The organism is Myxococcus xanthus (assembly GCF_006402735.1).
GTDB classification, from domain to species: Bacteria; Myxococcota; Myxococcia; order Myxococcales; family Myxococcaceae; genus Myxococcus; species Myxococcus xanthus_A.
Window position 1 is genome coordinate 9,293,470 of record NZ_CP017174.1, and the last position, 22,978, is coordinate 9,316,447.

A 22,978-nucleotide genomic window follows, 5' to 3' on the forward strand; every position below is an offset into this window, starting at 1 on the left:
GGGGATGAGGCGCTGTCTGCCTCGCGCGCACCGGCCACCTGGCGGAAGGTCGGGCCCGGCTTTCGAGCCGGACCGCGCCCCCCGTCCCGGGCGGCAAAAAACCAAATCGTCGCGTGGTGAGAAAGGAATGGCGCCGCCCGCCCCCCCGGGTTGACGGCACCTCCCCGCTCAACGGACCCGAAGGCCCGCCCCACGCTGGCGCGGCCCCCGACCCCCATGGCCAGGGCACCGCGCTTCTCCCCCGCGCGCGGCGTCACCTCTCCGCCGCGCGCGGGGGAATCGGGTGTCGCGTACACGGATGGGTGGACTCGCTCCGTGCGGTGAGGGCGCAGTGGCGAAATCAAGCTCGGGCCGCCAGGGCCCGACACCTTCGTGTGCGCGACGGGAAAAGGAATAACCCGGGGGTCTGACATGCCGATGGCGGCCTACGAGGCTGCTCGCCGGTGGTGTGTACAGCCATGGCGTTCCCTTCCAGCAATCGTGCTTCTGGGCGCGCGGCACATTCACGGTGCGGAGCCGGGGAGCCGGTTATTCGCCGGGGCTCGGCCATCGGCCCAGGGAGTCCATGACCACGCCTTCGACCAAGTCCACTGAGAAGGGCACACTCGGCCTCGAGCTGCTGCTGGGAACGCTGACCGCGTTCGCACCGCTCTCCATCGACATGTATCTGCCGGCGCTGCCGCGCATCGCGGAGGACCTGCAATCCACCGCGCCCGCCATCCAGCTCACGCTCGCGTCGTGCTTCGCGGGACTGGCGCTGGGCCAGCTCTTCACGGGCCCGCTCATCGACCGCTTCGGGCGCACGCGTCCGCTCTACGCGGGCCTGGCGCTGTACATCCTGGGCTCGCTCGGCTGCGCGCTGGCACCGTCGGCTTCCATGCTGGTGGCCATGCGCTTCGTGCAGGCGCTCGGTGGCTCGGTGGCATTGGTCGTTCCACGCGCCGTGGTGCGCGACTTGTGGTCCGGCGCCAACGCCGCGCGGACGATGTCGCGGCTGATGCTGGTCATGGGCGTGGCGCCCATCCTCGCGCCGCTGCTGGGCGGACTGGTGCTCCAGTATTCGGGATGGCGGGCCATCTTCGTGGTGCTGGCGGCGGTAGGCGCTGTGGCGCTGGCCTGCGTGCTGAAGTCGCTGCCGGAGACGGCGCCCCCGCACGTGGGTTCGCAGTCGATGCTCTCCCGGATGGGCGCATTGATGAAGGACCCGGACTTCGTGGGCCCCGCACTGGCCGGAGGCTTCGCGCAGGCGGGCATGTTCGCGTACATCGCGGGCTCGCCATTCGTGTTCATCTCGCTGTATGGCATTCCGGAGGAGCACTTCGGCTGGTTCTTCGGCGTCAATGCGATGGGGTTGATTGCGGTGGCGCAGCTCAACCGCAAGCTGGTGACACACCTGCCGCTGCACCGGCTGCTGCGTCTGGCATTGAGCCTGTGCGTCGTCACGGCGGTGGCCGTGCTGGCGGTGGCGTGGACCGGCTTCATGGGCCTGTGGGGCATCGCCGTCACGCTGTTCTTCTTCGTGTCGGCCATGGGCCTGGTGGGACCCAACGCGGCTGCGATTGCACTGGAGCGGCATGCCGCGCGCGCGGGCATGGCGTCGGCCGCGCTGGGCGCGCTCCAGTTCACCGCGGCGGCCGGCGCATCGTGGGCCGTGAGCACGTTCAACAATGGCACCGCGATGCCCATGGCCGGTGTCATGGCCGCCATGGCACTGCTTGCGTGGCTCGCCGCGTTCTTCGGGCTCCGGGCACGCACGCGCCAGCAGGGGGCAGGGGAGGGTGCCCAAACGCACGGGCCACGAATCGTGTCATCGTCCTCCGCGCCATGACTTCCACCTCGCGCACCGTCCAGGGACCCACGGGCCAGCTCGCAGTCACCGACACTGGCAGTGGTGGCCTCCCCGTCGTCTTCGTCCACAGCAACGCCTCCCGTCGTGAGCAATGGGCCGCACAGCAAGCACACCTGAAACAGCGCTCCGTGTCGTTCGACCTGCGTGGCATGGGCGACTCGGAGCTCGACGCCCAGGGCCGCTACGGCGCCGAGGACATGGCCAATGACATCCACGCGGTGGCCACGGCCCTGGACCTGGAGCGCTTCGTCCTGGTGGGCCACAGCTTCGGCGGCTACGTCGCGGCGGAGTACGCCCGTGGCTGGCCCGAACGGCTCGCCGGGCTCGTCATCGTGGATGCCGCGGGGACGATGCCACCGCTTCCGCCCGAACAGCTCCAAGGCTTCCACGAAGGCACACGTCCCGAGTCCTACCGCGCCTTCATGGACGCATGGTTCACGCCCATCCTCCAGAACGCGAAGCCACACACGCACGAGTCGGTGATGCGCTGGCTGCATGCCACGCCGCGCGAGGTGGTGGTCGGCGCGCTGGAGAGCATGCTCACGTTCAATTCGGACCGTGTGCTGGAACGCTACAAGGGCCCCCTCCACACGCTCGTCGTGGATGCCTTCATCCAGCCCAATGCCTACCACCTCCTGTACCCGGGCACGCCGCACACCGTGTTCTCAGGTGTCAGCCATTGGCTGATGATGGATGCACCGGAGCGCTTCAACGCCGCGCTGGATGCATTCCTCGCCACACTGGCGCCGCGTTGAAGGAAAGGGGAGGGCGCGTCACATGCTTCGCACCGCGTCCTGGACTTCGCGCATGGCCATACATGCGAAACGTGACGCGTCAGGAAATTCCCAGCACCCGATCCTCGACGGAGCGGTGTAGCCCGCTGCGTCAGGAAAGCAGGCACGGCCATTGCTGGGTTTCACATGCAGGAGGCTGCAATGAGACGACTCCGCCGCACCTGCTTCGCGCTGGGGATTTCATTCGTCGTCACCGGATGCACCACCACGCTGTACAAACCCAATCAAATCAGCGCGCCGCTCCTGAGAGAGGAGGGTGAGCTGAAGGGAACACTCGGCAACAACAACCTCCAGGTGGCCTGGTCCCCACGCGAGGGCGTGGGCTTGCTGGCCCAGGGTTATTACGAGCGGTACGCGGAAGGGGAGCGCCGCGCGAACGGCGCGCTCGGTGAAGTGGGCGGCGGCCTCTACGGCACCTTCCTGGGAAACGCCGTGTGGGAGGCCTACGGCGGTCTGGGCTACGGCCAATCCACCGCGAGCGACCGGCTGGAAGCGAATGGCGCCATGCCCCGCGACGTCGGCTTCACGGCCCGCGCAGTGCGTGCCTTCATCCAACCGAACCTGGGCTACGTCACGCCCTACTTCGAGCTCGCGGGCTCGGTGCGCCTGTCCGCGGTGAAGTACGTCTCGCTCGACGCGAACGGCTACACCGACGCGGAGCGCTCCCGCGAGTTCCTCGTGGCCGACGACGTGACGCGCCCCGTGTGGCTTTTCGCCGAGCCCGCCGTGACGGTGAAGGGCGGCTACAAGTGGGTGAAGGTCTACGCCCAGCGCGCGTGGGCGCTCAAGCTGGGTGGCAAGCCGCTTCCCCATGAGCGGGACAGCACGGTGGTGGGCCTCAGCGTGGACGTGGCCAGCTGGTACCACGATTTCCAATGGGGCTCCCGGTAACCAAAAGCCCCGCGGCGCCACAGGGGCACCGCGGGGCTTGATTCCCTCACAGGGGTGACGGACTACGGCGTCACGGCGCGGCCGGGACCTTCGCGGGAGGCGCGGCCTTCTTCTGCGCGGTGGCGAAGTCTCCCGCGCGCACCTGCGTCACCTTCGTCCAGTCCAGGTGACGCTCCATGGCCTTGCGCACGTCCTCCGGCTTGAGCTGGGTCAGCTTCTGCTCCAGCGCCGCATCGAAGGCCAGCGTGCGGCCCAGGAACAGGTAGCTGGCGAGCTGCCGCGCGAGGCTGCCGTCCTGCGCCCGCGCCGACTGCCGGTACTCCAGGATGCCCGTGCGCGCCTTCTGCAGCTCCTCCGCCGAGTAGCCCTTCTGCACCGCGCGAGTCACCTCTTCACGCATGGCCGTCTCCAGCCGGGCCGCGTTCTCCGGGGCGTAGATGGCGTACGTGAAGAAGGTGCCCACTTCGTCGACGTCGCTCGCGTCCAGGCTGCTGGCCACGCCGTAGGAGAGGCCGTCCTGCTGACGGATGCGCGTGGCCAGCCGCGAGTTGAGGAAGCCGCCGCCCAGCACGAAGTTGCCCAGCACCAGCGCCGGCCAATCCTTGTCGTCCTTGCGAAGCTTCAGCGACTGGCCCGCCATGTAGTACGCGTTGGCCTTGTCCGGCGTCTCCAGCGCGACGGACGCGGACTCACCGCCGCCGAACACCTGCTGCACGCGCTGGTACGGCGCGGGGCTCTTCCAGTCGCCCAGGAGGGTGCCGGCGAGCGCCACGATGTCCTTGGACTCGAAGTCACCCACCACGGCCAGCTCGCCATTCGACGCGCCGTAGAAGGCCTTGTGGAAGGCACGCGCCTGCTCCAGCGTGGTGTCCTTCACCCCGGCGATGCGCTCGTCCAGCGTGGCCACGTAGTAGGGGTGGCCCTTCGGGTAGTGGCCCGACAGCGAACGCCAGAAGGCGATGTTGCCCAGCGTCTGTGGCTCACTGCGCTCGGACTCCAGCGACGCCAGCCGCTCCTGCTTCAGCATGGCGAACTCCTTCTCGTCGAAGGAGGGCTCGCGCAGCACCTCGGCCACCAGCTTGAGGACTTCCGGCAGGCTGTCCCGCGGGCACTCGATGGAGGCGGAGACACCGGTGCTGCTGCCATCCACGCCCACGCGCGCCTTCAGCTTGTCGAACGCGTCCTGGAGCTGCTGCCGCGTGCGCTTCTTCGTGCCGCGCATCAGCATGCGTCCGGCGTACTGCGCCGCGTCCGACTTGCCGCGCAGCGCCTCCTCGGTGCCCCAGCGCAGGGTGAGGGACACGTTCACCATGTTGCCGCGCGTCTTCTTCGGCAGCACCGCGTACTTCACGCCCCCCGGCAGCTCACCGCGCTGCACGCGCGACTCGATGTTGGCCGGTGACGGGTCGAACGCCTCGCCCTGCGCCACGGCGTCACGGCCCTTGAAGCCCTCCATCATCGTCGCCACGTCCACCGGCGCCGGCAGCTCCGCCCGGTCCGGCTTCGGGGTGGGGATGAAGGTGCCCAGCGTCCGGTTGGAGGACTTGAGGTAGGCGGCCGCCACGCGCGTCACGTCCTCGGTCGTCACGGCCTCGATGCGGTCGCGGTGCAGGAAGAGCAGGCGCCAGTCACCGGTGGCCTCCCACTCCGACAGGTTGATGGCGACGCGCTCGGAGTTGTTGATGGTGAGGTCGATGTACTTGGACAACGTGGCCTTGGCCCGGTTGACCTCTTCCTCGGTGAACGGCGTGCGGGACGCGTCCTCCACCGTCTTCAGCAGCGCCTCGCGGGCCGCGGCCACCGGCTGGTCGTCACGCATCTCCGCGCTGAAGACGATGATGCCCGGGTCGCGAAGCTGGAGGTTCGACGCGCTCACACGCGAGGCCTTCTTCGTCTCCACCATCGACTTGTAGAGGCGCCCGGAGGGGTTGTTGCCCATGACCAGCGTCAGCACGTCGATGGCCGCGAAGTCGGGGTGCGCGCCTTCGGGCACGTGGTACAGGCTGGTGAGCAGCGCGGTGTCGCCCACGCGACGCAGCTGCACCTCGCGCTCGCCGTCCTGCGTGGGCTCCGCGGTGTACGTGGCGGGCAGGGGAAGGCCAGGCTTCTTCAGCTTGCCGAAGGTGTCCTGAATCATCGACAGGGCCTTGGCCTCGTCGAAGCGGCCCGCCACCACCAGCATGGCGTTATCCGGCCGGTAGTACTTCCGGTAGAAGGCCTGGAGCCGGTCGATGGGGACGTTCTCCAAGTCGGAGCGCGCGCCGATGGTGGACTTGCCGTAGCTGTGCCAGATGTACGCGGCGCTCATCACGCGCTCGAAGAGGATGCCGCGCGGGTCGTTCTCACCGGATTCGAACTCGTTGCGGACGACGGTCATCTCGCTGTCGAGGTCCTTCTTCGCGATGAAGCTGTTGACCATGCGGTCGGCTTCGAAGGACAGGGCCCAGCGGAGGTTGGCGTCGGAGGCCGGCAGCGTCTCGTAGTAGTTGGTGCGGTCCAGCCAGGTGGTGCCGTTGGGCCGGGCGCCGCGCTCGGTGAGCGCCTGGGGCACGTTGCGCGTGGTGGGCGTGCCCTTGAACATCAGGTGCTCCAGCAGATGGGCCATGCCCGTCTCGCCGTAGCCTTCGTGCTTGCTGCCCACGAAGTACGTCACGTTGACCGTCACCGTGGGCTTGGTGGGGTCGGGGAAGAGGAGCACCTTCAGCCCGTTGGGCAGGCGGTACTCGGAGATGCCTTCCACGCTCGTCACGGGGGCGAGCGCGCGGCCCTTCGCCTTGTTCTGCGTGACAGCGGACTGGGTGGCGGGGGCCTTGTTGGCGGCGGCGGGAGTCTGGGCCCACACTGGAGTGCCGGCCACCATCATCAGGGCCGCCACCAGGGAGAGCGGGGTACGACGCTTCATGCGGTCCTCGCGGGTCGTCTGGGAGTGCACCGGCTTCTAACCCGAGATGTCCCCCGGGCCATCCCGAACGGTGGCACTCCGAGCAACCCGGCGTCGCGGACGTACCGTCACGCAGGGAAAGCACGGGGACGCGCAAGCATCGTCGCCCGCGCGCGTTAGTAGTAAGCACCCCTTGCCAGGGCCGTACCCTGTCTCTCCCGGGCATCAGGAGTCCCTTCGGATGAAACGATTCTTCATCGGCGCGCTGGCCTTCGTGGGCGCGCTGTCTGTCCTCTTCGTGGTGGGCCTCGTGGGCCTGATGCTGCTCGCGTCCGCGAGCAAGCCCGGGGTGCCCTCCAACCTCGTGCTCGAGCTGGACCTGGAAGACCCGCTGTCGGAGCACGGGGGAGGGGACTCGCTGGTGGGGGCCTTTGGCGAGGAACCCACCACGGTGCGTGACGTGGTGGAGGCGCTGGAGAAGGCCGGAGACGACGCGCGCGTGAAGTCCCTGCTGGTGCGCATCGGCCATCCGGGGACGCCGGCCGCCACGCAGGAGCTGCGCGACGCGGTGAAGGCCTTCCGCGCCAAGGGCAAGAAGGCGGTGGCGTACTCCGACACCTTCGGCGAGCTGGGCAACAGCACGCTGGGCTACTACCTGGCGTCCGCCTTCGACGAAATCTACATCCAGCCGTCGGGCGACGTGAACATCAACGGGCTCGCCTTCGAGCTGCCCTTCGCGCGCGAGGCCTTCGCCAAGCTGGGCGTGACGCCTCACTACTTCGCCCGCTACGAGTACAAGAACGCCATCAACTCCTACACGGAGCAGGACTACACCGCGCCGCACCGCGAGGCCACCGAGGGCTTCACGAACAGCCTCTTCGGCCAGATTGTGCGCGGCATCGCCGCGGACCGCGGGCTGACGGAGGACGTCGTGCGCGGCCTCATCGACAAGGCGCCGCTGATGGCGCAGGAGGCGGTGGAGGCGAAGCTGGTGACGGGCCTGCGCTACCGGGACGAGGTACTCGGCGGGCTGAAGGAGCAGGCCGGCGAGGGCGCGCGCTTCCTCTACGTGAAGAAGTACCTGGAGCGCGCCGGCAGGCCGAACGTGTCCGGGAACACCATTGCCCTGGTGTACGGCGTGGGCGAGGTGATGCGCGGGAAGAACCAGTCCAACCCGCTGTCGGGTGGACAGTCCATGGGCGCGGAGAGCGTCGCCGCGGCGCTGCGCAAGGCCACCGAGGACTCGCGCGTGAAGGCCATTGTCTTCCGCGTGGACAGCCCGGGCGGCAGCTACGTGGCCAGCGACACCGTGCGCCGCGAGGTGCAGCGCGCGAAGGAGGCGGGCAAGCCCGTCATCGTCACCATGGGCAGCTACGCCGCCAGCGGTGGCTACTTCGTCGCCATGGAGGCGGACCGCATCGTCGCGCATCCGGGCACGCTCACCGGCAGCATCGGCGTGTACGCGGGCAAGTTCGTCACGGCGGGCTTCTGGGAGAAGCTGGGTGTGAACTTCGACAGCGTGGCCGTGGGGAAGAACGCGGAGATGTTCGGCTCGGACGCGGACTACACGCCGGAGCAGCAGGCCCGCATGGACGCGTCGCTGGACCGCATCTACGCGGACTTCACGACGCGCGCGGCGGCCAGCCGGAAGCTCCCGTTGGAGAAGCTGCAGTCGCTGGCCAAGGGCCGCGTGTGGACGGGCGAGGACGCCCTGGAGCACGGGCTGGTGGATGCGCTGGGCGGCTATCCGAAGGCGCTCGAGCTGGCGAAGGAGGCCGCGAAGCTGCCGGCCGATGCCCGCGTCAACGTGGAGGTGTACCCGCGCAAGAAGCCCGCGTCCGCGGTCCTCTCCGAGCTGCTGGGCCAGACGGGCGACAACAGCGAGGACGACGCCGCCTCCATCAGCGTCCTGTCCCCCTGGACCACCCTGGTGGCGGGCGTGCGCAAGGTGTACGCCGTGGGTGCGCGGATGGGTCTCTTCGAGGGCACGCGCGGCGAGCTCTACGCCCCTCTCCCCGAGGCAAGCTGGTAGCGCGTCCTCCCAGGACGCGGACGCGTGGCACCGGGACGCTTCGGTGCCACGCCGCGCTGCTCGCGGCGTCCCTCCGGGGACGACTCAGACTGACGCCGGCGGTTGCGGCACGTCCGGCAGCTGGGTGAGCGGGCGGCCGAACATGGAGTGGTAGCGCAGCTCCCGGGAGACACAGCGCTGCCTCCGCGTGTCGAAGACGAGGCACCGGTCCACCGGCCCCGCGTAGACGTGCAGTGAGACGGCGGGGCCTCTCGCCGCGGTGACGCGGTGGATGGGGGCCTCCGGGCAACGGAAGTCGACGAAGCCCGCGCCCACGGGGCCCACCATGACGGGAGGCCCCAGCCGGGCCGGCCCCGGTCCCAGGCCCCCGTCTTCCAGGGTGTAGTTCTCCAACACGAAGCCCCCGGACTGGACGCTGAACCAGCACTCCTGCCCGTCATGGTCGTGGATGGGGGAGAAGGTGCCCGCGTCCCAGCAGTTCAGCAGCACCTCCAACCTGGCATCCCGGTAGATGAGGTTGCGCGTGTAGCGCCCTCGCCGGAAGTGCAGGTAGGGCTGGAGGCTGGCCGGCTCCAGCACCAGGCCCGCCAGGCCTTCTCCCACGCCCTCCAGGCCCGGCATCCCGCCCGCCTTCTCCCGAAGAAGCTCCACCCATTCGCCCAGGCACATGGCGTTCATGGGAGTGAAGCTAGGCAACGCTCCGACACGGTGCTTTCCGGCTTGTCGGGCGGAGGACGGCTCGACGCGTCGCAGCGCACGTGAGGACAGGTCGACCATCGAGTAGCAGACGCCCGCGCCCGGCGAGGGGGATGGGGCTCGGTCCCCACCTTGCAGGTGGCGCGGCGACGGAAGCGTCTGTCGCCTGCCGGGAAGCTCCCAGGCGAATGGAAGCGTAGAAGACATTGTGACTTTCCTGGACTCGGGCTGCCCCACGGGGCTGGCGGCCAGGGCGGAAGGCGTGAGGGGGACGAGATGAAGAAGCGACTGGGTGACATCCTGCTGGAGCGGGGTGTGGTGGACGCGTTGCAGCTCCACTCGGCGCTGGCGTACCAGCGCAAGTGGGGCGTGCCGTTGGGGCAGGTGGTGGTGGACCAGCGCTTCAGCACCGCGCAGCAGGTGTTGGAGGCCCTGGCCTTCCAGGCGGGGATGCAGACGGTGGACCTGGACGTCCAGCCGCCGGACGCGAGCCTGACCTGGCTGATTCCGGAGCGCGTAGCGGAGGCGCACCGGGTGGTGCCGCTGAAGCTGGAAGGGCAGGGGGGCCGGGACTCGGTGCTGGTGGTAGCCATCGCCGCACCCGCCAGTCTGGCGTCCCTGGACGCGGTGAAGAGCGTGTCCGGCAAGCCGCGCGTGGTGGCGAAGCTGGCGTCGGATGTGGCCATCCGCAGGGCCATTGGGCGGCTCTACCGAGGGGAGACGGGTGACGCGGCGCCCCGGCGGGCCGGTATGGAGAGCTTCTCGCTGCCGGAGGCGGACGAGAGCATGCCCATGGTGCTCGGCGGCAGCATGGCGGAGCTGACGAACATGGAGGCTCCTGGCGGTGAGGATGGGCTGCCGCTGCTGGGCTCGCTGGAGGAGGTTGTCGTCCAGGCGCAGGCGGTGCCCGCGGAGATGAGGCGGCTGGTGCAGGCCATCCGCACCATGCCCGAGCCGCTGGCCGCTGTCGCGCAACCGCTGCCCCTGGAGGCAGGGCGCTCCGAACAAGCCGCGACGCCCGCCACGACGGAGGGCTTGCACCTGGCGCATGTCTCGCGGCCTGGGTCCACGAAGGCGCCGTTCTCCGCGCGCGCCATGCAGCTCACGGTCGGAACGCGGAACCACGTCCCCACGGCGTTGCCCGTGCTCACGGCCGCGCAGCCGGTGCCCATGGCTCAGGTCCTGGTGTACGGCTGGGGTGAGGAGGCCACCACCGGGCTGGTGCGAGTGATGTCCGAGGCGGGCCTGCGGGCTCGAGTCACAAGCACGGAGGAGCTACTCGCGGCGAACGCGGCCCAGGTCGTGGTAGCGCCGCTGCCGTCGATGGAGGCGCTGCCGCGTCAGGTCCACGCGCAGGTACTGGTCGCGGGCAAGATGCCGGAACAGGACCTGCCTCGCGCCCAGGCGGTGGGGGCCCGCGGCTTCCTCGCCGCTCCGGTGGATCCGGATCTCCTCCTGCGCGCGGTGCGGCGGCTGGCGCGCCCCGCTGGTGACGCGGACCTCAAGCGCGCCAGCTGAGGGACAGGAAGAACCACCACGGCAGCAAGTCGAAGCGGGGCGCCGAGGTGGCGGCGCTCTTCTACTCGCTCATCGAGACGGCACGCCTGCGCGGCGAAGAGCCGGGCCACGACATCCAGCGTGCTGCGCTGGCTGCCATTCAGAACCCGGAAGCCGTCACGCTCCCCCAGAGCCAGGACAGACATTCGCGCCCGCCAGACTCCCCTGCCAGGTCAGGCCTGCACCGGCACGGGACACGGCGAACAGATGCCTCGTTTCAACCGCTTCGCCCCAGCTCCGCGACGGTGAACGACGGCTCGGACGACATCCGCAGGCACTGAGTGAACAAGTCATCGCGCCGCACCACCTTCATCCAGCCGCTTGACAGGTAAGCATCTCCTTACGCATTATCAGTACACGATGATGCACACCGAGCCAGGGGTGTTCGGAGCGATCAGCCATCCGGCGCGGCGCCGCATGCTCGACCTGCTGGTCGACGGCGACCGCCCGGTGAATTCAATCGCCGAGAACTTCGAGATGAGCCGCCCGGCGGTGTCACAGCACCTGCGCGTGCTGCTCGATGCGGGCCTCGTCACCGAGCAACGGCACGGCAGGGAACGGCGGTACCGCCTCGTGCCGGAGCGACTGGAGCCGGTACGCGACTGGATTGCTCACTACGAGCGGTTCTGGGACGACAACTTCGCCCGCCTGCGGCGGCACCTTGAGAAAGGCGACAAGCAGCAATGACGACAAAGACAATCCGACGGGAGCTGAAGTTCACCCAGTCGCCCGCCGTCGTGTGGCGCGCGCTCGCGACCAGCGAGGCGCTCGCTGACTGGATGTACCCGAACGACTTCGAGCCGCGCGTCGGGCATCGCTTCACCTTCCGCGTGCCTCCGGACCCTCGGGCCCAATTCGATGGACTCGTCGTGCAATGCGAGGTGCTCCGGTGCGCGCCTCCGTCCGAGCTCGAGTTCACGTGGGTCGTTGGCGAAGGCTGGCTGGATACCCGCGTCAGCTACCGCCTCGAAGCCGATGGCGATGGGACGCGCGTGCTCTTCGAGCACTCCGGCTTCAAGGAGGACCAGGCGTTCCACGGCGCCGAGTACGGCTGGAAGATGATGCACGGAAAGCTCGCCAAGACACTCGAGAAGGCGTCGAACAACCCGGCCCTCAAGGCCTGAACACCGAGCCCCCACCCATGAACATCGTCTTCTGGATTCTTCAGGCCGTCCTCGCGCTGCTGTTTCTCGCGGGCGGGTCGTACAAGGCGTTCTCGTTCCAGCAGCTCTCGAGCCAGTTCAGCGAGGTCCCCCTCGGGGCCTGGCGGGCGCTCGGCTTCCTTGAGATGGCCGGTGGCGTGCTGCTCATCATCCCGGCGGCGTTCAAGTGGATGCCCAGCCTCACCGCGCACGCGGCCGCGGTGCTCACGTTCGAGACGTTCGCGCTCGCCGTGCTGTACGCGCGTCATTCAACGAAGATGACGCCCGAGAACCCGATGCTCTGGTCGCTCGTGATGGGTGTGCTGATCGCCTTCGTGGCGTACGGCCGCTACATCCTCAATCCGGTGGTGGCAGCCGCCGCGTGACGCAATGACGGACGATGCCCGCGACATCGCCCGTGAACCCAGCGCGGGCGCCAACGCGCATCACGGAACAGCCGCCAGCAGAGAGGGCTTCTCGGAGCCCTCGGGCAGCCACAACGAGCCCAGCTCCAGCGTCGAGGACGGGAAGGGGTCGGCACGCACCAGCGAGTCATCCTCGTAGCTTCCCGTCAGCAGCCAGCCCCGCTTGACGCGCTGGTACACCTCCAGCGTGCGCGCGGCGGGGTCCACCAGCCACACGTGAGACACGCCCGCTCGAGCGTAGAGCGGCAGCTTGCGCGCGCGGTCCAACGCGGCGGTGGAGGGCGTCAGCACCTCGCAGACCCAGTCTGGCACCAGCGTGAGGAAGGGGACGTCCGGCTCGAAGGGGACGTCCACGCGCTCGCGGCGCCAGCCGGCCATGTCCGGAACGAGCATGTCGTGACCGAGGTGCAGCTCGGGCGCGCGCAGGAAGCACCAGCGGCCACTGCCGCCACGACGCTTGTCGAGCTGCTCCCCCAGCTCCACGCCCAGCATGAAGGCCGCGCGCGTCTGCGCGGCAGTGGGACGAGGCGAGGCGACCAGCTCCTCGTCCAGAATCTCCCCCACCCAGCCCGAGGGCAGGGCCGAGAGCATCGAATGGTTCGCCAGGGGGATGATGCCTTCAATCACAGCGCCTCCGAGAATCACCGGTTGAGGCGGGCATTCTAGGGGGCCGTCTGACACGTCCTCCGCTCGACGGAAGGCGTCATTTCCCGATGCAGAAACGCTGGAAGATTGCGTCCAGCAGGGCCTCCGAAACCACGGTACCGGACACTTCGCCGAGCGCCTCCAGCGCGAGTCCCACTTCACCAGAGACGACTTCCAGGGTGGACACGCGCGAGGCACTCACCGCGCGGCCCAGCGCCTCGGACGCGCGACGCAGGGCATCGGCGTGACGCTCGGAGACGAGCGCCACCGCGGAGGGCGTGCCACCGCCCCACAGTCGCCCGAGCATGTCGGAACGAAGCGCGTCCACACCTTCACCGGTGAGGCCACTCACGCGCTGGCGCGGTGAGCTTGGCGCTTCCGTCACGTCGCACTTGCCGTCCACCACCAGCACGGGCGTGCCACCCGCGTCACGCGTCCACGCGTCGGCGTCCGCTTGCGTGACACCCGGCGGCAGCACGAGCACGGCCAGGTCCACGCCGGAGAGCAGCTCACGCGTGCGGGCAATGCCCAGCGCCTCGACGCGCCCCGGCGTCTCCCGCAGTCCCGCCGTGTCGAAGAGCGTCACCGCCAGCCCGTCCCATTCGACACGGGCCTCTAGCGCATCGCGCGTGGTGCCCGGCTCGTCATCCACCAGCGCGCGGGACTCGCCCACCAGCCGGTTGAACAGCGTGGACTTGCCCGCGTTGACGGGACCGAACAGCGCCACACGCGCGCCCCGGCGCACCAACCGGCCCCGCCCGGCCTCGGACAACAGCGTCTCCGCCTGAGCGCGCAGCGCGGTGACGCGCTCACCCACGTCCTCATCCGCGCCCTCTGCTTCATCGGGGAAGCTGAGCACGCCCTCCATGTCCGCATGCAGCGCGCGCAGCGGATCCTCCAGCGCCTGCACACGCGAGGCGAGCACACCGGAGAGTCCCGCGGCAGCAGCACGCACCGCGGCCTCCGAGTCCGCCGCCACCAGGTCCGCCACCGCCTCCGCGCGCGTGAGGTCCAACCGCCCGTTGAGGAACGCGCGACGCGTGAACTCACCCGGCGCGGCGTGGCGCACACGCGCGTCCTCCAGCGCCCGAGCCAGCAGCAACCGCAAGAGCCGCGGACTGCCGTGCGCCTGCAGCTCCACCACGTCCTCGCCCGTGAAGGACTGAGGCCCACGGAAGTAGAGGAAGAGGCCCTCATCGAGCGAGCGGCCCTCCGCGTCCACGAAGGACGCGAGGTACGCATGGCGCGGCGTGGGCTGCGCGGGCACACCCGGGGCCAGCAGCCGGCCCACATCCAGGGCCTCGGGGCCCGACAGCCGGAGGATGCCCACGGCGCCCGCGGCAGGTGCGGTGGCCAGGGCGGCGATGGTCATGGAAGAAGACGTCATACGCGGCCGGTGGAGCGCATCCACCCTGAACAGCGCGGGCCCCGCTGATTCAGCGGGCGCCCATGGGAGGCGTGGAGCCGCGGGCGGCCTTCTCCACGGCCTCACGGTTCTCCTCGATGTACCGCTCCACCGCCTCGTCCTCGAGCTCCAAATCTCGCAGGACGCCCGGGTAGACGAAACGGAACGCGGGGGACTCCTCGTCCCCGCGAAGGCGGAAGCTCATCTTGAGCACCGCCGCGCCGTACAGCTTGTCCTTGAGAGCTTTCGCCTTGCCCATCCCTCGTCTCGCTTCGGGAGCCTCGGCGCGCGCGGCGCGCCCAGCGGCTCACGCGTCGAAGTCGTCCTCATCGTCCGGCAGCATGCTCCGCTTGGGAAGCGGGGCGGGCTTGTCCGGAGTGAACACCACGCGGCGGTTTCGGCCCTCGCCTTCCGCCGCCACCTTCACGCCACCCACTCCTTCTACTGACGTGAGGACGCGCGCGCGGTCTTCAAGCTTCATGGCGGCAATCGCGTAGAAGCGGCCCAGGCTGCCCGACTTCTCCGCGAGCTGTCTGACGGCCGCCATCAGCGCGGCATCCTCTTCCACCGCCACCGAGCGCTCATCCCCCTCGCCCTTGCTGGCGGGAGCAGCCTTGGCGGCGGACGCCTGCGCACCTCGCTGGCCTCCCTTCGCCGGAGCAGGCGCTGGCGCCTGGGCCGCCGCGGCACGGGGCGCGGCGGGGGAGGGGGCGGGCGCGGCCGGAGCCGCGGCTTGAGCCGCCGCGGCCTGGGGCTCACGGCGCTGCCGGGGCTCCGGATGCACACCCGCACCCAGCATCACCCAGCGCCGGTCAGCGCCAGGGCGATGCAGCATCTTGTTCAACAGGAACTGGAGCGAGTCCACCACCTGACTGCGCCGTCCCACCTCCACGCCAGGAGGCGGTGCGGGCTCGAAGTGGAGCGCCACCGACAGGCTGCCGTCGGCGGCGTCCTTCATGTCCAGCCGCGCCGGGAAGCCCATCAGCCCGAGGATGTCGCCGAGGAGCTTCTCCACACGGCCCCGGAACTCTCCGGACGAATCGCCGGAGGCCGGGGTGGACGGCGTCTGCTGGGGAACCTGCTCGCTCACTTGCGCCTGCCTCCCGCACCGGCCACCGCCGGCGTCCCACCGCCCGTCTGGGGCTTGTTCCGGTCCAGCCACTTCCGCAGGCCGTACTGCTGGGCGATGGAGAGGATGTTGTTCGTGAAGATGTAGAGCGAAAGGCCGGCCGGGTACTGGAGCAGCGTCAGCGTGAAGATGATGGGCAGGAACCAGGTCATGATCTTCGCCTGGGCCGCATCCATCATCTGCGGCTGCATCTTCTGGGTGATGACCATGGACACGCCCAGCGCCAGCGGCAACAGGTACGTGGGGTCCTTGTAGGTCAGGTCACGCCAGATGGGACCGACGAAGGGCTCGCCGTAGATGTCGAAGCTGTTGCGCAGCGCGGTGAACAGGGCAATCCACACCGGCATCTGGATGAGGAGGGGGAGACACCCGCCCAGCGGGTTCACCTTGGCCTCCTGGTACAGCTTCATGATTTCGAGGTTCTGCTGCTCGCGGTTGTCCGCGTGCTTCTTGCGGATCTCCTCCATGCGCGGCTGGAGCTTCTTCACCTCTTCCATGCTGACCATGGAGCGGTAGGTGAGGGGCAGCAGGAAGAGCTTCACCACCACCGTGAGCAGGATGATGGCCACGCCCCAGTTGCCGGTGAGGCCGTAGAAGAACTTCATGACGGTCAGCAGGACCTTGCAGATGACGGCCCAGATGCCGAAGTCCACCGTCTCCGCCAGCGGCGGGTGGAAGGCGGCCTCGCCCAGGCCGGTGGACGCGCGCAGCGAGGCGCCGGGCACCAGGGACAGGATGTCCGGGTCCTTGGGGCCGAAGTAGCCGCCGAAGCGCAGCGTCACCGTCTCGCCCGGGGCCGCCGTAATCGGGAAGGACGCCGTCACCTTGCGCAGGGTGGGCGTGGCCTCGAAGGAGCACGAGCCGGCGCGCGGCCCTTCCAGCGGGTAGAGCGCGGACAGGAAGTACTGCTGGTCGATGCCGAAGAACTGCACCGGGCCGCGGGCGTCCTCGGCGTCCGGAGCGTCATCACCCGGGCTCATCTTCTGGAGCTTGTCACCCACCCAACAGGCGGAACGGCTCAGGTTGCCCACGCCGCCGAAGAAGGACGGTGCGTGCTCGAAGTTGGGGTCGATGGCGCGGTTGTGGTGCACCTGCAGTTCGCCGCTCTGCGGCTGGCCGGAGGTGTTGCGCACCTGGAGGGTGTAGCTCAGCTCGAACCCGTCCTGGGGCCACTTGAGCGTCTTCACGACCTCCCACGGACCGCGGCGGCCAGTGAAGGTGACGCCGTCCGCGTTGCCGGGGGCGCCTTCATCCAGGGCGTAGTTCAGGTCCGCGGGCAACGGGCTGGCGCCGGTGATGGACACGGCCAGCGGCAGCGGTTGGCCCGGGGTGGGGCGCGCCAGGTCCATCTGCGGCGCGGGAGGAATCTCCTTGCCGAACAGCTTCTGGAAGCCCTGGGCGACGCTGAGCTCCTGCTGCTCCCGCATCTTCGCGCCCTTGAGCACGGCGGCGGTGAGGCCGGCGCCCTCGGAGGAGAAGGCGTAGGTGGCCTCGTCGCGCTGCAGCTCCACCTTGCGCGCCGGAGGCGGCGGGGCCTCCGCGGTGGCGCCCGTCCCGGTACCGCCTTCGGGAGGCTGGACGGCCGGGGGGGTGCCGGCATCGGCGGGCGCCGTGGCCACCACGCCTGCGTCGGGAATTCCCGAGTCGGGCGGAGGCGGAGTGGGCGCGAAGAAGAAGGTGTAGACGGCAGTGGCCGCGAACGAGAGGGCCAGGGCCGCCAACAGTCGCTTCTGCGAATCGTTCGACTGGGGCGAGAGCGGATCGTTCATAGACTCCCCCCTCCACGGGGGAGAGGGCGGCAATGGGTGGAACCCCTCGTCACGGCACCGGGTCGATACCGCCGGGGTGGAAGGGCTGGCAGCGCACGAGCCGCCAGAGAGTGAGCCACGACCCCTTGAGGCCGCCGTGCTTCTCCAGCGCCTCCATGGCGTACGTGGAGCACGAGGGATGGAACCGGCACACCCGAGGGAGCAGCGGTCCAAGGAACTTCCGGTAGAAGCGGATGGGCAGCGAGATGACGAAGGCCAGCGGGCTCATCTGGGCGGCTCCTTCGGCTTCGTCTCCGCGCGGGGCAGCCGCTGCAGCTTACGGGTGACACCGTCAAAGGCACGCGACAGCGCCGGAAAGGAAGCATCCTTCGCGGAGGAGCGTGCCACCAGGACGACGTCCAGGCCTGACGGCCATTGCATGCGGCGCTTACGAAAAAGCTCCCGCAAGACGCGCCTCAAGCGCGCTCGGACGACGGCGTTGCCCACTTTGCTCGACACGGTCAGGCCAACACGCGAGTACGGCCGGCCATTGCGCTTCACGAGGGCCAGGAGGCAGTCCGAAGGGACTTTCTGCCCGCCTTCCTGGACCTCGAGGAACTCGCGCCGTTGAAGCAGGCGCAGGGCCTTGGGGAAGCGCTGGTCTGCCGGGCGGGACTGGCCCGGCGTCGCACCCTCGGCCCTCACACGCAGACTCGCTTACTTCTTGGGAGCGGACACGACGAGCCGCTTGCGACCCTTCGCACGACGGCGCTTGAGGACATCCCGGCCGCCCTTGGTGGCGTTCCGCTTGCGGAACCCGTGGGCGCGATTGCGGCGGACCTTCGACGGCTGGTACGTGCGCTTGGACACGGCTCTTACTCCTTGGTGATGACGGCGGCGCCTCCTACCGCTCCGGCGCGACCTGAACTAGGGAAAGGGGCGGGTCCGTACCCCCATTTCCAGGGTAAGTCAACGTTGGATCACCCTGGCTCACCCTGGAAGCCCCGCCCGGAGGCCCGATCGGACCGCCTGAGGTAGGGCCATGAAGGTCTAGGTGATGCTGACGGTGCCGACCACCGCCCAACGCACGGCGGCGGGAGTCTAACCGCGAACAGCGTGGGCGTCTGTTTCCCTGGCGCTTCTTTCCAGCGAGGGCCTGCCAGCCCGGGCGCCCAACGGGCTCAGACTCGCAACAACTGAGAGCGCTGGGGGCCGCGGATACCCATCCAGAGACACCATCATTTTTTGCGAAGGACCTTTTGAAGGCCCGTTCTTTCGCAAACTCCAGACAAAGGTGTCCACATGTCGTTGCTCACGCGGCCTCAGGTCGTCGTGCTCGGACTTGTCATGTCCTCCGCGCCCGCCCTGGCCCAATTGATTCCCCCCATCATCACGGTGCCGAGCCCCATCCTCCTCTGTAATGCCTACGTCCCCACGCTCGCGGACTGCCAGAACCCCGTCACCTTCTGCGCGAACCTGGCCCGGAACGCGGCGAAGACCAACCCGAACGCCGCCTGCAACGTCCTGGTGCGCGACGCCGCGCTGAACGCCGTAGCGAGCCTGCCCGAGCGCACCGTGCTGGTGCCCGTCACCCGCAACGCGAGCGGCCAGGAGATTGCGCCAGACGCCGCCACCAAGAGCGTGGCCTTCGTCCAGGAGAACCCGAACGCCCGCTACATGAGCGGCCTCTCCAGCTTCATGCTGGGCACCGCGCACCGCGACCGGACCTACTTCCCCGCGTCGACCAAGGCCGCCAGCCTCATGCGCGCCGCGCGCTTCACCCAGCGAAATGCGTGGAACAACTCCGGCAACATCGTCGACTCCTGCCGCGAGTACGTCCACGAGAAGTACTACGACTACAGCGTCTTCGAGGACGCCATCTCCTCCTCGGGCACCGACTACCGCAAAATCTTCAACATCGCCTACGCCCAGGCGCCCGGTGGCGGCAGCGTGCCCGCCTCCGCCATTGGCACCCGCTCGATTGCGGACCCGGTGCAGCGCGGCAAGGACGGCACCCCCATCCAGCCCGCCATCCAGTTCCCCGCCGGCGCGCCGAAGAACGAGTTCTTCACCGTGCCGCCCCCCGCCGAGGGCAGGGTCACCATCGGAACAGGCTCCGAGGACCGGGTGGTGATGCTTCCTGGCTTGATGGGCGCGGCCATCATCCATCTCAAGGACCTGGACCGTCCGCTGAACCTCTACGGCACCATCCTGCCCGAGGCGACGCTGTCCACCCTGGCGAACGGCGCCAGCTACTACAACGAGAGCTGGGCGTGGCACCGCAGCATGAGCGTCACTCGCAACGCCAACGTCCTGGATGAGCGGATGTACGAGTTGGACCGGCTCCAGGAGGAGTTCGCCGCGCTCGTCCAGCAGCGCAAAGAGCTGGTCACCTCCATCACGTCGGAGCTGGCCCGCCGCTACCGCCCCCTCCCAGGGATGCTGAAGGCCGATCCAGAAACGTCCAGCAACCTGACGGACGACGACGAGCCCCAGGACCCGCTCATCCCCCAGCTCTACGCGCTGGCCTCGCTGGATGCCGTCATCGAAGCGGCGCTCCAGCAGGCCCAGTCGCAAGGCTGCCTCAACTTCCAGACTGGCAAGGCGCCCGCTCCCTGCGACTGGTCGCCCAAGCGCTTCGCGCGCAGGGTGATGAACCTCTACCAGGGCGCGCGTGAGCAGGACTTCCAGAAGTGCGCGACCTACACCCGCGACGACTTCGCGGACCTCAAGGCGAAGCCCCTGCAGATTGGCACCGTCAACTACCCCTCGCAGGACTACACGACGAGCCCCTCGCGCCTGGAGACGTACTTCACCCGGCGGGACCAGTACATGCGCGCCCTGTCCGCCACCGTGGGGCCCATGCTGGACCCGAAGACGGCGCAGCCCCGTCTGCGCTGGGAGTCCGGTGACAGCTACAGCCTGGGCAATGACACCTTCGGCGCCACCGCGAACTACCAGGTGGCCGTGGCCATCAACAACGTGAAGAACACGCCCGACTGCGGCCTCTCCCCGGAGGTGACGGGCAGCTTCAACGCCACCGGCAGCGCCCTGGGCATCAGCGCCAACCTCATCAACGCCCAGGTGCAGGTGACGCAGAAGCGCGCGGACATCGACCTGGACGTGCTCGACAACACCATCCCGCTGGTGGACATCCATCAAAACCTGACGCTGGGCCAGTTCAACATCGTGTCCGGCAAACAGGAGAAGAAGGCCACGCTGGTGAACGCGCAGGCGACCTTCGTCGTCGTCGTGGTCCCCGTCACGCTCGGCGCCAAGGTGGCCGGCGTGGTGGGGCTCGAATACGCGCTGACGGCGGAGCACACGGTGACGGGCACCACGGCGTGCAGCGTGACGAATCTGGGCGTCGCCGGACACATCAAGCCCTACGCGCAGGTGGACGGTGAGCTGTACGCGAGCGTCGACCTCTTCATCATCGAGGCGGGCGTGAAGGGCCGCCTCCAGTTGGTCCACGCCGCCGTCCCGCTCGACGGCCGCGTCTGGCTGGCGTCGTCCGGGGGCCAGTTGAAGCTGCGCATGGAGGGGAGCTCCGACCTGAAGTTCACCTTCCTGTCCGGCAGCATCGCCGCCTACGTGGAGGTGGGCGTCTGGCCCTTCGAGGCGGAGTTCGAGGAGACGCTCGTGAGCTGGAACGGCATCCAGGAGAACGTGAAGCTGTTCGACCACGCGTTCAACGTCAACCTCGTCGACCTGCGCTCCCTGCTGTAATCCCCGTACCCGCTGGAGACGCCCCATGAACGCACGCAAGGTCATCACTGGCGGTGCACTGCTGGCACTGCTGCTCCTGGGAGCCGCCTGGGTCTTCCACACCCAGGCCCCCGTCACCGGGGCGCATCCAGCGGCGACGCCCCTCCGCGTCCACTTCCCCGTGGGGGAGCGCCGGACGTACCGCATGGACTACACGGCCCGCACCGAGGTGCGCCTCGCCGGGTCGCAACAGAAACCCACCGCCATGGGGGGCCGGGCCCACTTCGTTGGAGACCTGGTCCTCCGCGGCCACCCCGCGCAGGGCACCGCCCTGCGCGTGGGGCTGAGCCTGGAGAACCTCCGCGAGCACACGCTCGAGCTGTTTGGCCACGCGCTGCTGCCGGACGCCGCGGCCGTCGCGGCCACCTTCACCGGCCGCGAGGCCCTGCTGGACCTGGACGCCGACGGCACCCTGCGCGCCGTCTCCTTCCAGGAGGAAGACCCCTCCCTCTTCAAGAACACCGTGCAGACGCTGGCCGGCGAGCTCCAGTGGGTGCTGCGCGACGGCGCCACCTGGCAAGTGGAGGAGTTGACGTCGCGAGGCACGGCGCTCACGGAGTACGCGCGGCTGGACGAAGGCGCCCTGCCCGCGCGCATCCTCAAGCGGCGCCTGGCCTACCCGGAGCCCCGCGGCATGGGCACGGGCAGCGGCGCCGTGGAGGTGGACTCACGCTTCGAGATGACGCTGGACGCGGACGGCGTCCTGGAGCGTCTCTCAGGTGAAGAGCGGGTACTCCGCCGCCCGACCGGTGGCGGCGAGCCCACCGCCACCTCGCACATCCAGCTCCGCCTGGAGCCCGGCAAGCGAGAGCGCTTCGTGGTGGCGCAGGCCTCCGCCGCGCCAGCCGCGCAGCTCCAGCGGCTCGCGCCGGGTGAACTGGTGACGGACGCCCACGCGCGGGAGCGGATGCTGGCGCAGCAGGTGGATGGACTCACCCCGGAGCGCTTCTTCGAGCTGATGGAGAAGTACGCCAACGGCGGCACCTTCCCGGAGCACAACCACTTCCTCCTCCAGGCCACGGGCCTGCTGGAGCAGCAGCCCGAATTGTGCGCGCGGCTGGCCGACTTCTTCCAGCAGTCCACCCTGAAGCCGCGTGGCCGGGCGCTGGTGCTGGACCTGCTGGCGGGCGCGGGCACGCCGGAGGCGCAGACGGCGCTGGTGCGCGCCCTGTCCAGCCCCCAGGCGCTGGCCGAGCCCGGCTACGGCATGTTGCTCAGCCGCCTGTCGCTGCTGACCAGCCCCACCCCCGACACGGTGCGCTTCATCGAGCGCACCCACCGCACGGCCCGTGACGACACCCGCGTGGCCACCGCCTACGCCCTGGGCGCCACCGCCGGCGCGCTCTACCGGCAGCAGCAGGACGCGGAGTCCCTGGCCGCCGTCCAGCAGCTCGGGGCCGAGCTGCGCGCCGCGCGCACGCCCGAGGACAAGGCCCACCTGCTGCTCGCGCTGGGCAACGCGGGCCTGGAGGAGCAGGTGGACGTCATCGCCCACTACGCCCAGGACGCGGACGCACAGGTGCGCCGGGCCTCGGCCCGCGCGCTGCGGAAGATTCAGACACCCCAGGCCATGCGCACGCTCCTCTCCATGACCGAGGACACCGACGCACCCGTGCAGTCCTCCGCGCTGACGGCGCTGGGCCGCCGGGACCTGGACGACTCGGTCCTGCGCCAACTGCGCGACCTGGTCCTCTCCGGCCGAGTGCCCGTGGAGAACCACCACACCCTCGTGACGGTGGTGGAGCCCTACCTCCAACAAGCGCCCGAGGTGCGCCAGCTCCTCCAGCACCTGCTCACCATGGACGCGCCAGACGCGCAGCTCCACACGCGCATCCGCGGCCTGCTCGAGACGTGACCAGGGCAGGGGACCGTCGGGCTATTCACTACGAGTGAACAGCCCGATGGTGTCCCCCAGTCCTTGGGGTAGGGGAGGGGATGATCCACAACCGGGCCGGGCTGGCATGACCGCCGCGGATCATCCGTGTTGGGAAAAACCCTTGAGGCTACGGCGGTTTT

General features: G+C 69.2%; 20 protein-coding genes. 10 read left to right on the forward strand and 10 right to left on the reverse strand.

Translation table 11 applies throughout. The annotated features are described in order from the left end of the window. Positions 1–565 precede the first annotated feature (565 nt). From BHS09_RS38370 to BHS09_RS38380, 3 genes are all read left to right on the forward strand, one after another. On the forward strand, positions 566–1,828 hold the full coding sequence (locus BHS09_RS38370) for a multidrug effflux MFS transporter (RefSeq protein WP_140800554.1): 1,263 nt from the start codon (positions 566–568) through the stop codon (positions 1,826–1,828). Then, on the forward strand, positions 1,825–2,604 hold the full coding sequence (locus BHS09_RS38375; RefSeq protein ID WP_140800555.1) for an alpha/beta fold hydrolase: 780 nt from the start codon (positions 1,825–1,827) through the stop codon (positions 2,602–2,604). Before BHS09_RS38370 ends, BHS09_RS38375 begins: the two co-directional genes overlap by 4 nt. 180 nt (positions 2,605–2,784) lie before the next feature. Further along, positions 2,785–3,534, forward strand: coding sequence for a hypothetical protein (locus tag BHS09_RS38380; RefSeq protein ID WP_140800556.1), 750 nt, complete (start codon positions 2,785–2,787; stop codon positions 3,532–3,534). A 70-nt stretch (positions 3,535–3,604) separates the two neighbouring features. Here the strand turns inward: BHS09_RS38380 and BHS09_RS38385 are convergent, their stop codons facing one another. Next, positions 3,605–6,436, reverse strand: coding sequence for a M16 family metallopeptidase (locus BHS09_RS38385; protein WP_237077881.1), 2,832 nt, complete (start codon positions 6,434–6,436; stop codon positions 3,605–3,607). Positions 6,437–6,656: 220 nt separating this feature from the next. Between BHS09_RS38385 and sppA the strand changes: the two genes are divergently transcribed. Next, positions 6,657–8,447: a signal peptide peptidase SppA gene (gene sppA / locus BHS09_RS38390; RefSeq protein WP_237077882.1), complete on the forward strand. Its 1,791-nt coding sequence runs from the start codon at positions 6,657–6,659 to the stop codon at positions 8,445–8,447. 84 nt (positions 8,448–8,531) lie between these two features. Here the strand turns inward: sppA and BHS09_RS38395 are convergent, their stop codons facing one another. Then, positions 8,532–9,125 carry a cysteine dioxygenase gene (locus BHS09_RS38395; protein ID WP_140800558.1) on the reverse strand — a complete coding sequence of 198 codons (594 nt, stop codon included), beginning with the start codon at positions 9,123–9,125 and terminating at the stop codon, positions 8,532–8,534. A gap of 294 nt (positions 9,126–9,419) precedes the next feature. On the opposite strand from BHS09_RS38395, the gene BHS09_RS38400 reads away from it, so the two are divergent. The 4 genes from BHS09_RS38400 to BHS09_RS38415 all read left to right on the forward strand — a co-directional run bounded on the left by BHS09_RS38400 (position 9,420) and on the right by BHS09_RS38415 (position 12,228). After that, the gene (locus tag BHS09_RS38400) at positions 9,420–10,661 is read left to right on the forward strand and encodes a GspE/PulE/PilB domain-containing protein (RefSeq protein WP_140800559.1); all 1,242 of its coding nucleotides are present in this window, start codon (positions 9,420–9,422) and stop codon (positions 10,659–10,661) included. 399 nt (positions 10,662–11,060) lie between these two features. Continuing rightward, positions 11,061–11,387, forward strand: a complete 327-nt coding sequence (locus BHS09_RS38405) for an ArsR/SmtB family transcription factor (RefSeq protein WP_011557403.1) — start codon at positions 11,061–11,063, stop codon at positions 11,385–11,387. Then, positions 11,384–11,824, forward strand: a complete 441-nt coding sequence (locus tag BHS09_RS38410) for an SRPBCC family protein (protein ID WP_140800560.1) — start codon at positions 11,384–11,386, stop codon at positions 11,822–11,824. The genes BHS09_RS38405 and BHS09_RS38410 overlap by 4 nt, the downstream gene beginning before the upstream one ends. A gap of 17 nt (positions 11,825–11,841) precedes the next feature. After that, positions 11,842–12,228 carry a DoxX family protein gene (locus BHS09_RS38415; protein WP_140800561.1) on the forward strand — a complete coding sequence of 129 codons (387 nt, stop codon included), beginning with the start codon at positions 11,842–11,844 and terminating at the stop codon, positions 12,226–12,228. A 60-nt stretch (positions 12,229–12,288) separates the two neighbouring features. On the opposite strand, the gene BHS09_RS38420 is transcribed toward BHS09_RS38415, so the two are convergent. The 8 genes from BHS09_RS38420 to rpmH all read right to left on the reverse strand — a co-directional run bounded on the left by BHS09_RS38420 (position 12,289) and on the right by rpmH (position 18,064). Next, positions 12,289–12,894: a Uma2 family endonuclease gene (locus BHS09_RS38420; RefSeq protein ID WP_174259025.1), complete on the reverse strand. Its 606-nt coding sequence runs from the start codon at positions 12,892–12,894 to the stop codon at positions 12,289–12,291. Between the two features lie 76 nt (positions 12,895–12,970). Continuing rightward, complete coding sequence (gene mnmE / locus BHS09_RS38425) at positions 12,971–14,299, reverse strand: tRNA uridine-5-carboxymethylaminomethyl(34) synthesis GTPase MnmE (protein WP_140800562.1); 1,329 nt, start codon at positions 14,297–14,299, stop codon at positions 12,971–12,973. A 49-nt stretch (positions 14,300–14,348) separates the two neighbouring features. Beyond that, the gene (locus BHS09_RS38430; protein ID WP_140796270.1) at positions 14,349–14,576 is read right to left on the reverse strand and encodes a hypothetical protein; all 228 of its coding nucleotides are present in this window, start codon (positions 14,574–14,576) and stop codon (positions 14,349–14,351) included. 48 nt (positions 14,577–14,624) lie between these two features. Continuing rightward, a complete protein-coding gene (locus tag BHS09_RS38435; RefSeq protein ID WP_140796271.1) occupies positions 14,625–15,407 on the reverse strand; it encodes a KH domain-containing protein in 783 nt (260 codons plus the stop codon). After that, positions 15,404–17,215, reverse strand: a complete 1,812-nt coding sequence (gene yidC / locus BHS09_RS38440) for a membrane protein insertase YidC (RefSeq protein WP_140800563.1) — start codon at positions 17,213–17,215, stop codon at positions 15,404–15,406. The genes BHS09_RS38435 and yidC overlap by 4 nt, the downstream gene beginning before the upstream one ends. A 49-nt stretch (positions 17,216–17,264) precedes the next feature. Next, positions 17,265–17,483, reverse strand: coding sequence for a membrane protein insertion efficiency factor YidD (gene yidD / locus BHS09_RS38445; RefSeq protein ID WP_140796273.1), 219 nt, complete (start codon positions 17,481–17,483; stop codon positions 17,265–17,267). Beyond that, positions 17,480–17,899, reverse strand: a complete 420-nt coding sequence (rnpA, locus tag BHS09_RS38450; RefSeq protein WP_140796274.1) for a ribonuclease P protein component — start codon at positions 17,897–17,899, stop codon at positions 17,480–17,482. The genes yidD and rnpA overlap by 4 nt, the downstream gene beginning before the upstream one ends. A gap of 12 nt (positions 17,900–17,911) precedes the next feature. Next, positions 17,912–18,064, reverse strand: coding sequence for a 50S ribosomal protein L34 (rpmH, locus tag BHS09_RS38455; RefSeq protein WP_002637840.1), 153 nt, complete (start codon positions 18,062–18,064; stop codon positions 17,912–17,914). 432 nt (positions 18,065–18,496) lie between these two features. Here rpmH and BHS09_RS38460 point away from each other — a divergent pair, with 432 nt between their 5' ends. Both BHS09_RS38460 and BHS09_RS38465 read left to right on the forward strand, forming a co-directional pair. Beyond that, a complete protein-coding gene (locus BHS09_RS38460; protein WP_140800564.1) occupies positions 18,497–20,923 on the forward strand; it encodes a hypothetical protein in 2,427 nt (808 codons plus the stop codon). Positions 20,924–20,948: 25 nt separating this feature from the next. Next, a complete protein-coding gene (locus tag BHS09_RS38465) occupies positions 20,949–22,817 on the forward strand; it encodes a HEAT repeat domain-containing protein (protein WP_140800565.1) in 1,869 nt (622 codons plus the stop codon). Positions 22,818–22,978: the final 161 nt, after the last annotated feature.